The sequence below is a fragment of the Brevibacillus humidisoli genome, from assembly GCF_020923435.1.
GTDB lineage: Bacteria > Bacillota > Bacilli > Brevibacillales > Brevibacillaceae > Brevibacillus_E > Brevibacillus_E humidisoli.
The window spans coordinates 2,909,647-2,924,775 of record NZ_CP087263.1; the positions used below are offsets into that span (position 1 = coordinate 2,909,647).

The following is a 15,129-nucleotide window of genomic DNA, read 5'->3' on the forward strand; positions in this document are numbered from 1 at the left end:
TCAAGACAACATCTTACCACAAATCCGACTTTACTTATATAAAATAAGTTGACAAAAAATGTACAAACCTGCCTAGCTTCTGTCAGGTGCAGGCAAAGGCCGGTATGCCGTGTTTTTACTGACGTAGTGCCTGGTCCATTCTCTGCAGCCAGTCACCAATCTTGCAATCATGTACGACCTGATCGGCGAGATCGTCCAGTTCGGTCGGTTCCATGTTAACGATTACCAATCTGGCACCATTCTGTTTGGCGATTTGTGGATACAGGTTGGCCGGGCTGACCTGCAGCGAAGAGCCGAGGACAATGCATAGATCCGCGTTAGCCATCTCTCGTTCCGCTGCCTGCAAGGCCTGCTCCGGCAGCATTTCGCCAAACAGGACCACCTCCGGCCGCAGGAAACCGCCGCAGGTGCATCGTGTCCCGTCCTCCTGCAGGTATCTTTCCGCCGGATAGCGCCGCCCACAGGCCAGACAGCGTACGGTGCGCAAACTGCCGTGCAGTTCGATCACATCCTGGCTGCCCGCCTGCTGGTGGTACCCGTCGACGTTCTGGGTGATAATCGCCGATACTAGGCCGCGCTGCTGCCAGTCAGCGATGATCCGGTGTCCGATGTGCGGCTGGCAGGCCAGCAGTCCCTCGATGCGCATGCGGTAAAAGTCGACAAACAGCGCGCGATTGTACTCTAGTGCATGGGTACTGGCATACATCGCAGGGTCTTTTCCTCTCCAGAGTCCCTGCCGTGCGGAACGGAAGTCAGGAAGACCGCTCTCGGTCGACATCCCCGCTCCGGTAAAGATGACGGTTTGTTTGGACTGGCGCAGCCATCGTTCGATCACGGTGTAACCTCCTCAAGTCTTGATCCGCTCACACTCTCGTCTCCGCATGCTGCAACTGCGACTTTTCCACCTGGATTGTCGTGTGCTCGATCTGAAATCGCTGTTTGATTCTGTCAATCGCTTGCTGCAGGATTTCCTGACTGTCTGCCTTATCTTCGATCAGCAGATGGCAGCTAAGGGAATCAAGCCCAGATGTAATGGTCCAGATGTGCAAATCATGTACATTGACCACACCGTCGATTGCTTCAAGCGTCGCTTTTACCTCATCCTGATCTACCGTGATCGGGGTCCCCTCCATCAGGATGTGTACCGTATGTTTGATGACTCCCCAAGCTCCCTTCAGGATCAGCAAAGCGACCAGCACGCTGATCAACGGGTCCGCCCAATACCAAGCGAACAGATACATGAGCAGACCGGCGAGCAGTGCACCGACGGAACCGAGAGCGTCCCCGATCACGTGCAGATAGGCGCTGCGCAGATTCACATTGTGCTTGACGTCTCCTTTTTTCATGAGAGCAAATGCGCTGATCAGATTGGCGATCAAGCCAACACTCGCGATGAGCATCATCGTACCGCCGGCCACCTCCGGCGGCTCCAGAAATCGTTCGTACGCTTCCCAGACGATAAAACCGGCAATCAGAAACAAGGTGACCCCGTTAAACAGCGCGGCCAATATCTCGAAGCGGTAAAACCCGTATGTCTTGCGGGGAGAGGGAGGCCTGGCAGCAAACCAGATTGCCACCAGACTAAGCGCCAGGGAACTAGTGTCACTTAACATGTGTCCGGAATCGGAGAGCAGCGCCAAACTGTTGGTCAGCAAGCCACCTACAAACTCAAGCAACATGATGCCGGCTGTAATGAGCAACGCGATAGTAAGACCCTTTTTATTGCCCTCTCTGGAACCGTGATCATGATGATGCGAATGATTATGATCGTGATGATGATGGTGATGGGAATGGCCATGGTGGTGATGCATAGGGTTCCTCCTCACTGATGCTGCACGTGATCAATCGCCTGTTTCAACAGAGCGATCACATGCTCATCATCATAGGTATACAAAAAGGTGTTCCCGCTCCGTCGATAGGTGACAAGCCGGAGGTTGCGCAAATAAGCAAGCTGATGGGAGACAGCTGACTGCGACATCCCCAGCACTTCTGCGATATGATTGACGGAGCACTCTTCCTGTGAGAGCAGGTAGAGAATCTTGATCCGGGTCGGATCGGCCAAGGCCTTGAAGATGAGGGAGACATCCTGAACTGTTTTTGCCGTCAGGAAATCGTGTTCGTTTGCATTCATGAGACTTCCTCCAAAGTGAGCCATAGACAGAAAACACAGCATATGAGCATATGCTCATATACAATGCAATAATACCCGCCTTGTTTATCCTTTGTCAAGCTCTGTGAAGAATCCTAAACCACATTTTTTTCCGCATCGGAACCGGTGCCTTTATGCCCATATACGCGAAGTCCGACATTCGCTTCCTTGGGAAGAGAAGATAGATAATCGGCAATCGCTCCTTTGGCCAGTTCCATGCGCGTCTTGCCGTCCATCTTATTCGCCATGCTGCCGCTCGCATCGAGCACAATCTCGACGTTGTACGTTTCCTTTTGCAATTCTGCCGGTACCGCGCCGGAGCCGTCCGGCATCGACTGGCTGTAATTCATGCTGATGCTGCGCGGGTTCGGGAAATCCGGCTTCACCAAACTGTAAATATAAGTAAAATACTGCTCGATTTCCGCATCGCTTGCATTTTCGGACGGGACGGGAAGCTTTGCATAGAATGCTTTCGCCTCTGGATCCGCTTCGATCTTTGTCACCCCATGAAACCGCCCCACCGGATACTCGATCGTTTCCATCATCGACGTTGGCAGCGGGGGCGCTTCTCCCCAGCCTTCGGGAACCGCCTGCTGGTTAAGATCTTCGCCGCTTTGTTCTCCGCCGCCGGATGAGGGATCCTGTTCGGCCTGCTCCGGTACGGGCGTCTCCGAACCGACCTGTTCCAAGGGTGACTGTTGCGATGTTTCCGATCCCTTGGTGCATCCGGTGAGCAGCAATACGCATACAAGCGTCAGGTATGTCAATCTCTGAAAAACTTGTAACGCGAAAACTCTTCTTCCTGATTTGCCTAATATTTCCGACTCATACAGGGTAACACAAGCCTGAATCCGTGATCAATTCCCAAATCCGGACTGCGGGTATGAGAGACTCCATTTCTTGCAACTTCATTTAAATGAGACAGGAACCATCATTGGGCAATGCACGTTTATGATTATAGGAAATGATTGCGAGATGATTTCGTTAGATAGTACGGAAGAAAATAGAGGTATAGGCACTGCTTTGATGCAGCTAATAGAAAAAGAAGCGATAAGAAAGAACGAACCTAAAGTGAGAGGTTGTACATCCCGCATTCTATCATCAAACAAAGCGCCCCCGTCTTTGAAGAAACGGAGGCGCTTTGTCGTATTTCGTACTCCTCAACCACCACTTGCCCAATAGCGATAGGGGAGATGATGCCATTGCAATTGATGTTCCTCTGCCGCCAGACAATAATCCGTGTCCGGCCTACACCATCATCCGCCCTTTATCCAGCAGCTTCACATCATCGATGTACACATCCGGCTGATTGACGACCAAGTCGATGTGCACACCTGCCTGTACGGTACCGCCAAACGTAACGTTGCTGCCAAAGGCGACGTGGATCGTACCGTACACCTTTTCGTCCTCCAGGACAACACCGGTGATCCGGGCCTTGTCGTTAGTCCCGATGCCAAACTCGCCCAAGAGGCGGCCATCCTGTTCACCGAGCATCGACAGCAGTTTCTCTCCTGCCGGCCCTTCGGCACTGACCAACCGTCCATCTTCTACCGTCAGCAGCAGAGGGGCATCGATCTTGCCGATACCCGCAATGGAGCCATCTACCAGAATCTTCCCGGAAGCGGTTCCTTCCAGTGGCGCAATGTAGGCTTCCCCGGACGGGAGGTTGCCTGACTCACCGGGATTCAGGTAGACGCCTGTGCTGGGAACGCCGGGACGTCCCTCGATGGAGAAGTTCAGTTCGCACCCGTCCTTGACGATCTTCACCTGTCTGCCGCGGGTCAGGTAGCCGGTTACCTTATCGGTCAGTTCTTTCACCTGCTGGTAATCGGCGGCTATCGCCCCCTCCAGGAACATGTCCGGAGTAATCCCCGGCATCGTCGCTACCCGTGTGCCGGCGGCTACCGCTTGCTTGCGAGCCTGTGTGTGAGTGAGGGAGTGCTCCGTCACACAGACAGCCACGTCAGCTTGTTTCATCGCTTCGCTGACAGTTTGCGGCGGTTCTTCACCCGATTTTTGACGCTCCTGCATCACCATCAGCAGTGCTTCTGCGCCAAGCTGTTTAGCCGCTTCGTACAATGCTTCGCCGATCTCTTTTTTCTTGTCGTCGGCCACGATCAATACCTGTTCGTTTTCTTTCAGACCGAGGCAGTTTTGCAGCACCCGGCAGCTGATTGCCGTCCATTCCTTATTCGCCATAGAGAATCTTCCCAGCCTCCACAACCAGTTTTCCGTCTACATAGACAGACGGTTTCATGATCATCCCGTCCGTGTGGAACGGCGCGTCCACTTCACCGCCGATGTTCAGGCTTTTGCCGATCCCGAAGTGAAACGCACCCAGGATGCGCTCATCCTCTATTAGTTTACCAGAAAGTTCGGCTTTTTCGTTCGTTCCGATTCCCATTTCTGCAATGTTGTACACATTGGGATCTTCGTACGATTGGAGCAGTTCTGCAAAGTCTGCGGCCGTCCGCCCTCCAGCGATCTCCCGGATCAGGCCGTCTTTCACCGTCAAGCGGACCGGCTCATCCACTACGCCAAAGGGAGCGAGACTTCCGTCAAACACGATCGTGCCGTTGGTTGTCCCCTCCAACGGAGCGGTGGCAGTGGTTCCGGCCGGCGCGAAGTTCCAGGCACCTGCTTCGGTACAAATCCCGTCTACAGCCATCGTGGCACGCCCTCTCACCGAGAACGTGACATCCGTACCGTTGGGGCAGGTCACCCGTACCTGATCCGCCGCCTCAAACAACTGGACGAAGCGGTTGGTCAACTGACTCATCTTCTGGTAATCAGCGTTGACGGCTCCTGTCATCATCCGTTCATCCAGGCCGCTGCAGACGAGAAAACGGGTCCCGTGCTTGCGGGCCTGACGGATCGCTTCGACATGGGTGATCGATACCTTGGGCAGTACGACGGCCGCTTCCACCGCCTTGAGACTCTCCCCGACGAAGCCCATCGGTTCCTTGTTTTGCTGGGGTACGGCCGGATAAACCAGTTTGCCCACCTTGGCGCCCAAGAGCGATCCCGCCGTAACAAATGCGTCGACCAGGGAGGATTGCTGTTGATCGTCTGCTACGATCAGTACTTGTTCGTTTTCTTTTACCTGCAGCCCGTTTTTCAGTACGTTAAAGGCGGATTGGATAAAAAACTGGTTCATCTATTTTCCCTCCTGCTCTACCAAGCTGATCATCAGTTCTACCGCCCGGTCAATCTCTTCTACGGTATTAAAGTAATGAGGTGAGAAGCGGGCCATCTTGTTGATGCCGTACTGCTGCAGCATGGTGTTGGCCATAAACGTGCCCGCTTCGATGATGATGTGATGTTCTTCCAGATACTCAGTGATCCGATCCGGCGTTAGTCCCGCGATGTTGAACGGAATAATCGCCAGTCGGTTATTGATGTCCTCTGGACCGTATATCTCCATTCCTGGCACGGTGGACATTTTGTCCACCGTATAGCGCGTCAGCTTTTTCACCCGTTCGTAGATCGCTTTGATCCCGATCTCGTCAGCGTATTCTATCGCGGCTCCCAAGCCTAAAATGGACGGGATGATCGGACAACCCGCCTCCACACGTTTGGCGATTGGCAGATACGAATATTCGTTGGTGTCAAAATCCCAGCTTGTCCCACCCCAGCCGATCAGGGTCGGAGTGATCGAGCCAATCCGCTCTTCTCGGATGTAGAGCACTCCAGAACCCTCGGGACCGCGCAGCCATTTGCGACCGCAGGCGGCGAGGAAATCGCACTCCAACTCACTCACATCCAGCGGCACCAAACCCAGTGTCTGAGAGGCGTTGATCAGGCTGAGCACGCCGCGACGCCTGGCCAACTGGCAGATCTCTTTGACTGGCTGCAGCGCGCCTGATGCGTTGGGCAGATGGGAAACGGTGATCAGTTTTGTGTTGGGCGTGATCGCCTGTTCTAATGCATCCAGGCGAATCACACCGCTTTTATCTGTCTTCAGGACAGTCAGTTTCACATTGCGATCATTCTGCAGCTTCAACCAGGGTACGTAGTTGCTGTGAAACTCCAGATCGGCGAGGATCACTTGATCGCCTTCATTCCAGTTGAGGCCGCTGGCCACAAAGTTGATCGCCTCCGTACCGTTTTTGGTAAAGGCGATTTCCGACGGCTTGGCCCCGATAAAAGCAGCTGTCTTGGCCCGAATCTCATCTACCTTGGCATACACTTCGCGGCGAAATGCAGGCAGATAAGGGCCGACACTGGTCGTCTTCTGCAGGTAACCGGTCATCGCGTCGATCACCTGCTGCGGCGGAGCCGAAGCAGCCGCTGTGTTGATGTAAGCATACTGCTGATGCAGCGGCGTATCTTGTCGTATCTTTTGTATGTCCACTTGTACCACCTACCACCTTCTACAGTGTGATGAGTTCTTTGGTGTAAGACATCAGGTTGAGGAATCCGTCTTCGGTGATCACGATATTGTCCTCAATCCGTACCCCGCCCTTGTCCGGCAGGTAGATCCCAGGTTCCACGGTAAACGACATGCCGGGCTTCAATACGACCTGACTGTTTTGCATCATGTACGGTGCTTCATGGCCGCTCAGTCCGATGCCGTGACCGGTGCGATGCGTGAAATACTGACCGTACCCCCGCTCGCGGATGATCCGGCGGGCCGTCTCGTCTACCTCACGCGCAGTAATTCCCGGTTTGATCACGTCAACCGCTGCCTGCTGCGCTTCGCGGACCACTTCGTAGATCGTTTTCAGTTCATCTGCGATCTCCCCAACGGCTACGGTACGGCAGATATCGGCAACGTACCCGCCATAGGTGGAACCAAAGTCAAGCACGATCAAATCACCTGATTCAATCTTTTTATCGGCTGCCCGACCGTGCGGCAGTGCCCCGCGGTAGCCGGAAGCGACGATGGTGCCAAACGGCGTGCCCCCCGAGCCGCGTTTTCGCATCTCGTACTCCAACTGAGCGGCGATTTCCAGTTCCACCACGCCAGGCTTGATATAAGGAAGCGTCGCCTGCAGGCTTTCCTCGACGATGGCGACCGCTTTTTTCATCAGCTCTACTTCCTGCGCGTCTTTTTGCATGCGCAGCGTGTCGATGATCGGACAGACATCAGCCGTTTGCGCCGCACCCAGTGCTTCTGCCGCTTTTGCCTCCATTACCCGCATCTGGTTGTACTCGACACCGATCCGGGAAAGCGTGCCAAGTGCGGTCTTGGCTTGCGCCAGCGCCTGACTGGGCCCCTGCTCATCGGTATACCAGAAGATTTTGTTTGAGTCGGCGATCGACTCAGTCTTGCTCAATTCCACCTGCGGAACGAGGAATATCAGCTCCCCGCTCTTGGTCAGGATAGCCAGATTGAGGCGCTCACTCTGCTTGAGCTGCAGCCCGGTAAAATAGTACATATTGGGCCCCGGCACCAGGACGGCTGCGTCCAGGTTGTTCTCGCCAAGCAGTTGGATCAGTTTTGCTCTGCGTGCTTCAAACATGATAATCCCTCCTACAGCATCTCAGATATGATTTTAGCCATGATCGCATTGGACAAGATGACAGGCAGTCCCGATGCTTCCCCTGCAATCTGGCGCATCTCCTCCACGTATCCCATGCAGTCGAGCAGGATGATCTCAGCCCCTTGCTGTTGGAGCGAAACGGCGGCTGCCTCCAGGGTATCCCGCTGAAACTCGTAAGGGCTTGCTGCTGCATACAGCGGCTCTACTCCATGCGGCTGCCATTTATCCGCTAGCGAAGCCGCTTGATCCGGCAAGGGGACGATCACCCCGAAGCGACGTCCTTTGACCATGGCTGCAACGGTTGGGGTAATGATTTGATCGGGTTCGATCAGGTAAGCCGACTTTGTCTTCAAGTTGTGGAATACCCCTGTGCAGAGGACCAGGATCTGCTCGCAGCCCTCTTTTTCCAGTCCGTCTATCTTTTCCTGCAGGATCGGCTCGATTTTTTCCCGCGCCATCACGACAGATACGCCGTTTGTCAGCCGGGAGGTAAGCGTGTATTGGCCTTTAGCAGGGGCGAGGCGTTCGTTTACCTCTGCTTCACTCATACCATCCAGCACGCCCACTTGAACCAGCTCTGCCTTACCACCGAGGTGCTTCTCAAGGATCGGCCCCGCATCCGGACGGGGGGCTTGACCAATGGTCGCAACACCTAATTTTTTCATGGCTACCCTACTCCTCACGTCTCGTGATCTGGTTGCTGCACATCTACTGAAACAAAGGCTTGATAAACGGAATGATCGATTTGTCCAGCACCTTCTCGACGATCTGATAGTTGGATTCGACAAACATGCCGCTTCCCAGCAGGATGTTCTGATACGGTGCGGCGATCACGAATACCCGGTCACCTTCACGAATCTCAGCCGACGTAACAGGGCTTCCTGTCTCGGCAGAAAACGTCATGATCAGATCCGGGAAGGTGGAAAGGCGCTGCTCTCCCAGTTCTACCGTCATATACTCGTTCCAGAAGGTGAGCTCCATATCCTGACTGCCTGAGACAATACGCAATCCACCCAAGTCAAATCCGTTGATCGTGTTGAGCACCAGATTGCGGACTTCTCCCTCGATCAGAACGGATCCACCCAACACCTTTGCCACATTTTCTACTTTGTCCAGCGGGGTTGCTCCGTCCAGATTAGCCTGTCCTACTTCGATGGCGTGGGAGATCGCTCCCACCGCCGCGTTTGCTTTAGCGTAGCTGCCGCTCACCGGATTTCTCGCGACTACGACCAGTCCCTCTGCTTGTACAGCTGCTTGTCTGACCATTGAGGAGCAGGCGTCAATGGTGCCGGCAACAGCCAGTTCGACACGTGAATGGGTGCCTGGTTTCCCTCCGATCGCCACCTGTACGGAGCGGTAATCGGACAGTTCGTTGAGACGGATGGAGCCCATCACGCCGGTCGGATGAGCCCGTCCGTTGCAGGCAGCATCCAGAACAGGTATACCCAAGACCGCCGATTGCAGCAAGCCGTTGGCGCTGGCTGAACCACCGTTTTCGTTGGTCATCATGGCGCGTGGATGCTGACCGGTGTACTGGGTAAATGTCTGCACAGTGCGGGCGAAATCGATCGGCTCTACGTATTGATTAGGGGCCGCCGGTGCTCCCACTGCCGACACCGTCAACACCGTATCGGAATCGCCCAAATCTTCGATCGGCAAAAGAGTAGGGGAGCCGAGCGAGAACGCCAGCTCGGCCACTTTTTTCCCTTCCGCCATGGAACCGCCACCGCCACCGCCGAGAATGCAGCCGCCGGTAAGCAGTGGAGCGATCATCTCTCTAGTCAGTTTGTTCAGTTTGTTCATCCCGTTCACACCCCTACTGCTTCTTTTGATTCGTTGACCAGATGACAGCGTACCAGCGAGCCCTCTTCCGTTTGGAACAAGTCAGGCGGTGTCATGCAGATCTCCTTTTTGTACGGACATCTGGTGTGGAAGCGACAGCCGCTGGGCATGTTGCTCGGGCTGGGGATTTCCCCTTTGAGCGGTATTTTGGCCGGCAGCATCGACTGCTCTTCCTCACTGACCACTGGAATGGACGAGAGCAGCGACTGCGTGTACGGGTTTTGCGGCTTGGTATAGAGGGTCTCTACCTCGGCATACTCGACGATGCTCCCCAGGTACATCACCGCTACGATGTCAGCGAAGTTGCGGACAAGACTCAAATCGTGCGTAATAAATAGATAGGTCAGATCGAACTCTTGCTGCAGTCGCTTCAATAGCGCGACAATCTTGGCCTGCACGGAAACGTCCAACGCCGAGGTGGGTTCGTCCAGACAGATGAATCGCGGATTGAGCGCCAACGCGCGGGCGATGCCGATCCGCTGCTTCTGACCGCCGCTGAGGGAGTGCGGATAACGGTACAAAAAGTCCTGCGGCAGCTCTACAATCTCCAGCAGCTCTTTTACCCGCTTGATTCGCTCCACCTTTGTCCCTACCTTGTGGATGATCAGCGGCTCTTCCAGGATGTCTTTGATCCGCTTGCGGGGGTTGAGCGAAGAAGACGGGTCTTGATGCACCATCTGCATCTCCTGGCGCAATTTTTTCAGCTCCGACTCCCCGATATGGGTAATATCCCGCCCATCGTAGATGATGCTGCCGGCTGTCGGCTCATGAAAGCGCATGATCGCCTTGGCCAGTGTCGTCTTACCGGAGCCGGATTCACCGACGACAGCAATCGTCTTGCCGCGGGGGATCTGCAAGCTGATGTCGTCCACCGCTTTTACTTCGCCCACCTGCTTCTTCAACAAACCTTTATAAATAGGAAAGTATTTTTTTAAGTTGTTCACTTCCAGCATATAGTCTGCCATCGCATATCACCCTTTTTCGTTGAATAAATGACAGGCGACTTTGCGTCCGTCTTCGATCGGCTGCAGATGCGGCGGAACTGTCTTGCACTCCGTCAGTCGCTTCGGGCAGCGGTCATAGTATCGGCACCCCTGCGGCGGGTTGGTAAAGTCGGGGATTTTCCCGTCGATCCCGTCTCCCATCCGTCCGCTTAGCTTGGGGATAGAGCTTAACAGTCCCTGGGTGTACGGATGGTACTGCTCGGAAAAGAGCAAATCCGTTTTGGCCTCCTCCACTACCTCTCCTGCATACATGACATACGTCCGATCACTGATCATCCGGGCTACCCCCAGATTGTGAGTGATGAAAATCATCGAGATCCCTTCCATCTCCACCAGGCGCTTCAGCTCGATCAGGATCTGGTCCTGCACCGAGACATCCAGGGCGGTCCCCGGTTCGTCCGCGATCAGCAGCTTGGGATTGTGGATCAGTGCCAGGGCGATCAAGATCCGCTGCCGCATGCCGCCGCTCAGCTCTACTGGATAGCGATCCAGCATCGCTTCCGGGTCAGGGATGCGCATTTTTTCCAAAATCTCAATCGCTCTCGCTCTTGCCTTGGCTCGCAGTTCTTTCTTGGAGCCGAGCCAAAGGTTCTTGCGCCCCTGATACATGTACACATCCATCAGCTGCTGACCAATCGTGAAGACAGGATTGAGCGAGGTCATCGGGTCCTGGAAAATCATCGAAATCCCCCGGCCGCGCACCTGCTGCCATGCGTCCTCGGAGAGGTTAAGCAGGCTCTTGCCCTCAAACCGGATGTCTCCGTTTACGTAACGGGCCGGCGGAGTCGGGACCAATCCCAGCATGGAACGGACCGTGACCGACTTGCCGCAGCCAGATTCTCCGACCAGCGCGATGACCTCTCCTTTTTTCACTTCAATATTGACGCCGTTAATCACCTGAGCCGTTCCTTCGTAGGTGTTAAAGTTTATCTTCAAATCGCGTACTTCCAACAACGCACTCATCAGCTATCACCCCTGTTGGTCGACTTGGACATCAAATACGTCGCGCAGTCCGTCTCCCAGTAGATTAAATCCAAGCACGGTGACAAAGATCATCAGCCCCGGGAAGGTAGCGGCCCACCAGATTTCCGGCAGATAGAGTCGGCCTTCGGAAATCATCGTCCCCCACTCCGGTATCGGTGGTTGGGCACCCAAGCCGAGGAAGCCCAAGCTGGCGCCCAGCAGGATGACAAAGCCCATGTCCAAGGTGGATTTGACAATGATCGGAGAAATACAGTTGGGCAAAATCTCTTTAAATGCGACTCGCCATTTGCTTGCGCCCATCCCCAGGCTGGCCTGGACGAACTGCTCGTTCTTAAGTGAGAGAACCTCCCCCTGAACCAGGCGGGTAAACCAGGGCCACCAGCCGAATGAGACGGCTATCATGGTATTGGTCAGGTTTGGTTCCATCACTGCAGCCACAGCCAGCGCCAACACGAGCGATGGAATCGACAGAAAGATATCGGTGAGACGCATGATCACACTGTTTACTTTTCCTCCCCAGAAACCGGCGATCAGCCCCAATGGCACACCGATCAGAATCGCCAGAATCATCACGGAAAAACCAAGCGACAGCGAGATCCGTGCGCCGAACAGCGCGCGGCTGAAGATATCGCGCCCAATCTCATCCGTACCGAACAGATGCTCCATACTCGGCGGTTGATGCGCCCGGTCGAAGCAAACCACTTCCCCCGCATCTTCCGGATAGGGAGCGACCCACGGGGCAAAAACAGCGGAGAGGATGACGAGCAGGACGATCCCGAGACCGATCATGCTCATCGTACTTCGGCGAAATCGACTCCACGCCCGTTTCCACTCCTCCAGCCGTACGTTTTCGGTTTTCTCCGGAGTTTTGACAACGTTGTTTTCCTTTTCGATACGAGCGTTCATAACATCACCTGTTAGTTGTATTTGATCCGCGGATCAAGGTAGCCGTACAAAATATCGACAATCAGGTTCCCGATGGCAAAGGCAATACCGACCACCATCGTCACCCCAACAATCGCGTTGAAGTCTTTGTAGATAACCGCCTGAATTCCGTATTGCGCCATACCCGGCCAGGAGAAGACCGCCTCCACCAGAAAGGCGTTGCCCAGCAAAAAGCCGTAGGTCATCCCGATAATCGTCAGCGTCGAGGTGAACGCATTTTTTAGCATGTACTTGTAGACGACCATCCGCTTGGGCAGTCCGTAAGCTTTGGAGGCCAGAATGTAGTCTTTTCTCACCTGGTCGATCATGTTGGAGCGGGTCAGACGCATGATCTGCGCCAGTGTTCCCAGTGAAAGAGAGATCGCCGGCAGGATGATATGCTGCAAGCTATCCCAAAACGCCGGGAAGTTGAACGTAATCAAACTGTCAAACAGCCGCATTCCCGTAATGGTCGTCGGCACGATATCGCCCCTGCCCACCGTTGGCAGCATCGAGAACCAATACGCAAACACGATCTGCAGCATAATCCCTAGCCAGAAGCGTGGGATTGCCACCCCGGAGAGTGCGACCAGCCTGGTAGCGTGGTCTTCCCACTTGTCCTTCCGTACAGCAGCGATTACGCCGAGGGGCACGCCGAGCAGGATCGACAAGGCCATCGCGACCGTGGTCAGCTCCAGTGTGGCGGGAAACTTGTCAACCAAATCTTCCATGACATTGCGGTTGGTGCGAAGCGAGATTCCAAGATCCCCCTGCAGCACCCCACCCATGTAATGGAGGTATTGAACCGGCAGAGATTCGTTTAGTCCAAGTTCCTCTCTCATCTTGGTGATCTGCTCCTGCGTCGCTTCCGGCCCCAGAGCAAGGCGGACCGGATCACCAGGCATGATCCGCGAGAGAGTAAATATGAGTATCGAAAGTCCAATCATGACAGGTATGATTTGCAGGACACGTTTGATGATAAATGCCTTCATAAACTCACCTTTCTCGCCTAGATTGACAGAAGGCCTTATGAAAAAGGCCTTCTATCTTTGTCAAACCGCCTTATTTTTTTAGCGTGAAGTAGTAGAAGCCGACGTCATACCCGAGAATCCCCAGGAATTTGTACCCTTGTACGTAGTCGCGGTATGCGATGTAGTGCATCGGGTTGGCGATATAGAGGGAAACGGCATCATCGGTAATCAGTTTCTGCGCTTCCTTGTAGTACTTTTCCTGCTCTTGCGGATCGGTGGAGCTTCTCGCTTTGTCCAGCACCTCCGCCGTCTGCGGGTTGTCGTACCAGCTAGAGGAGCGGTAGCTTCCTTTGGAGCTCGGGTGGTAGATACCGTACGTATGGCTGTCTACGTGCGGATACTTCAGCGTGTCATAGATCGCAACAATGTGCGGCGTGGTCTCCGGCTGCACTGTCGCTTCCGTAATCTGTGCCCACGGCACACCGACCAGATTTACCTTGATGTTCAGAGGTTTCAAGCTGCTTTGCAGCAGTAATCCCGTTTTGCGCTCGGTGGCGTTGTCCGAGATGTACATATAGTCGATTTCTACTTCCTGACCGGCATACTTGGATTTGGCCAGGAATTCCTTAGCCTTGTCCATGTCTTTTTGGTAGACTGTTACATCTGGATTGTGGCCAGGCACCAGTGAGGGAACAGGTCCTGCTGCTTGCTCGGCTCCGTTGAGGATCTGTTCGGTGGCTACCTTATAATCAAAGGCGTGCAAGACGGCTTTTCGGAAGTTGATATCGTCAAACGGCGGCTTTTGCGTATTGATCGGGAGATGGTAGAGCTGAACGCTCGGATCTTCCTCGACAACGATGCCTGGTTCTTTTTTCAACTGCTCAAAGCTTTCGATCGACATCCACTGGTTCACCATGTCGGCCTCACCCGACTTGATCATGGTCTTCAGGGTTGCTTCTTCCAGTACGATCTTGTACTGAATCTGCTCGATTTGCCCTTCTTTCCAACCCTTCCAATAGTCCGGGAACTTCTTGAGGACCATCTCCGAACCACGTTCCCACTTGTCGATCAGGTACGGGCCGGAACCGGCGTTATTGGTTTCCAGGTACTTTTGGCCGTAGTCCTTAAACTCGCCAAACTCCCCTTCCGCCAGGTTGGCCATCACGGTCTTGCTGTCGATAATGAACAGCTGGGTGAGTGTGGAGATAAACGGGGCATACGGCTTGTCCAGTGTGAACTCCACCGTGTAATCCCCGGTCGCTTTCACATTCTCTTTCTCCAGGATGCCATTCCACAGCCAGGAGAAACCTTTTTTCAGGGAAAGCATGCGCTGCATCGAGAAGACTACGTCTTCCGCTTTCAATTCGTTGCCGCTGTGGAACTTAACGCCCTCTCTCAGTTTGAAGGTGTAGGTTTTCCCGTCCTCCGACACCTGCCAGGATTCGGCGATATGCGGACCAGGCTCCATCGAGCCCTCCTCAATCTTCGGGTAGACTAATGGGTCGTAAGTATTGATCACAGCGTGCAGAGAGCTTTCATCGGTATGCTTGGCCGGGTCGATCGAGTTGATCACCTGTTGTTCCAGGTAGACAAAAGGCCTGTCTGGAGCTGTGCTAGGTGCTGCTGACTCAGCGGGCTTTTCCGCAGTCGGACTGCTGCTCCCCTCTGGTGTTGATGAGCAGCCCACCAAAGCGGTTGACAGGGCTAGCATCAACGTGATGAATGTCTTTACGCTCTTTCTCATGAAAATCCCCCTTTTCTTTGTTGCC

General features: G+C 54.3%; 16 protein-coding genes. 1 reads left to right on the top strand and 15 read right to left on the bottom strand.

Annotation, left to right across the window (positions count from 1 at the left end):
• Nucleotides 1–115 precede the first annotated feature (115 nt).
• From LOK74_RS14360 to LOK74_RS14375, 4 genes are all read right to left on the bottom strand, one after another.
• Nucleotides 116–835, bottom strand: coding sequence for an NAD-dependent deacylase (locus LOK74_RS14360; protein ID WP_230042720.1), 720 nt, complete (start codon nt 833–835; stop codon nt 116–118).
• 28 nt (nt 836–863) lie between these two features.
• Nucleotides 864–1,811: a cation diffusion facilitator family transporter gene (locus LOK74_RS14365; protein ID WP_230042721.1), complete on the bottom strand. Its 948-nt coding sequence runs from the start codon at nt 1,809–1,811 to the stop codon at nt 864–866.
• Nucleotides 1,812–1,822: 11 nt separating this feature from the next.
• A complete protein-coding gene (locus LOK74_RS14370) occupies nt 1,823–2,131 on the bottom strand; it encodes an ArsR/SmtB family transcription factor (RefSeq protein WP_230042722.1) in 309 nt (102 codons plus the stop codon).
• Nucleotides 2,132–2,244: 113 nt separating this feature from the next.
• On the bottom strand, nt 2,245–2,916 hold the full coding sequence (locus tag LOK74_RS14375; protein ID WP_230042723.1) for a vWA domain-containing protein: 672 nt from the start codon (nt 2,914–2,916) through the stop codon (nt 2,245–2,247).
• Nucleotides 2,917–3,049: 133 nt separating this feature from the next.
• Between LOK74_RS14375 and LOK74_RS24255 the strand changes: the two genes are divergently transcribed.
• Nucleotides 3,050–3,331: a GNAT family N-acetyltransferase gene (locus LOK74_RS24255; protein WP_420908671.1), complete on the top strand. Its 282-nt coding sequence runs from the start codon at nt 3,050–3,052 to the stop codon at nt 3,329–3,331.
• 66 nt (nt 3,332–3,397) lie between these two features.
• Here LOK74_RS24255 and LOK74_RS14380 read toward each other — a convergent pair whose 3' ends face one another.
• From LOK74_RS14380 to LOK74_RS14430, 11 genes are all read right to left on the bottom strand, one after another.
• Nucleotides 3,398–4,348 (bottom strand): aminopeptidase, encoded by a 951-nt coding sequence (locus LOK74_RS14380; RefSeq protein WP_230042724.1) that lies wholly within the window; start codon nt 4,346–4,348, stop codon nt 3,398–3,400.
• On the bottom strand, nt 4,338–5,306 hold the full coding sequence (locus LOK74_RS14385; protein ID WP_230042725.1) for an aminopeptidase: 969 nt from the start codon (nt 5,304–5,306) through the stop codon (nt 4,338–4,340). Before LOK74_RS14385 ends, LOK74_RS14380 begins: the two co-directional genes overlap by 11 nt.
• Nucleotides 5,307–6,503, bottom strand: coding sequence for an aminotransferase class V-fold PLP-dependent enzyme (locus tag LOK74_RS14390; protein WP_230042726.1), 1,197 nt, complete (start codon nt 6,501–6,503; stop codon nt 5,307–5,309).
• A gap of 19 nt (nt 6,504–6,522) precedes the next feature.
• On the bottom strand, nt 6,523–7,614 hold the full coding sequence (locus tag LOK74_RS14395) for a M24 family metallopeptidase (RefSeq protein ID WP_230042727.1): 1,092 nt from the start codon (nt 7,612–7,614) through the stop codon (nt 6,523–6,525).
• 11 nt (nt 7,615–7,625) lie between these two features.
• Nucleotides 7,626–8,300: an AroM family protein gene (locus LOK74_RS14400; RefSeq protein WP_230042728.1), complete on the bottom strand. Its 675-nt coding sequence runs from the start codon at nt 8,298–8,300 to the stop codon at nt 7,626–7,628.
• A gap of 43 nt (nt 8,301–8,343) precedes the next feature.
• Nucleotides 8,344–9,438 carry an S-methyl thiohydantoin desulfurase family protein gene (locus tag LOK74_RS14405; RefSeq protein WP_230042729.1) on the bottom strand — a complete coding sequence of 365 codons (1,095 nt, stop codon included), beginning with the start codon at nt 9,436–9,438 and terminating at the stop codon, nt 8,344–8,346.
• A gap of 5 nt (nt 9,439–9,443) precedes the next feature.
• Nucleotides 9,444–10,442 carry an ABC transporter ATP-binding protein gene (locus LOK74_RS14410; protein WP_230042730.1) on the bottom strand — a complete coding sequence of 333 codons (999 nt, stop codon included), beginning with the start codon at nt 10,440–10,442 and terminating at the stop codon, nt 9,444–9,446.
• A gap of 6 nt (nt 10,443–10,448) precedes the next feature.
• Nucleotides 10,449–11,444 carry an ABC transporter ATP-binding protein gene (locus tag LOK74_RS14415; RefSeq protein ID WP_230042731.1) on the bottom strand — a complete coding sequence of 332 codons (996 nt, stop codon included), beginning with the start codon at nt 11,442–11,444 and terminating at the stop codon, nt 10,449–10,451.
• 6 nt (nt 11,445–11,450) lie between these two features.
• On the bottom strand, nt 11,451–12,371 hold the full coding sequence (locus LOK74_RS14420) for an ABC transporter permease (protein WP_230042732.1): 921 nt from the start codon (nt 12,369–12,371) through the stop codon (nt 11,451–11,453).
• An 11-nt stretch (nt 12,372–12,382) separates the two neighbouring features.
• Nucleotides 12,383–13,381, bottom strand: a complete 999-nt coding sequence (locus LOK74_RS14425; protein ID WP_230042733.1) for an ABC transporter permease — start codon at nt 13,379–13,381, stop codon at nt 12,383–12,385.
• A gap of 70 nt (nt 13,382–13,451) precedes the next feature.
• The gene (locus LOK74_RS14430) at nt 13,452–15,104 is read right to left on the bottom strand and encodes an ABC transporter substrate-binding protein (protein ID WP_230042734.1); all 1,653 of its coding nucleotides are present in this window, start codon (nt 15,102–15,104) and stop codon (nt 13,452–13,454) included.
• Nucleotides 15,105–15,129: the final 25 nt, after the last annotated feature.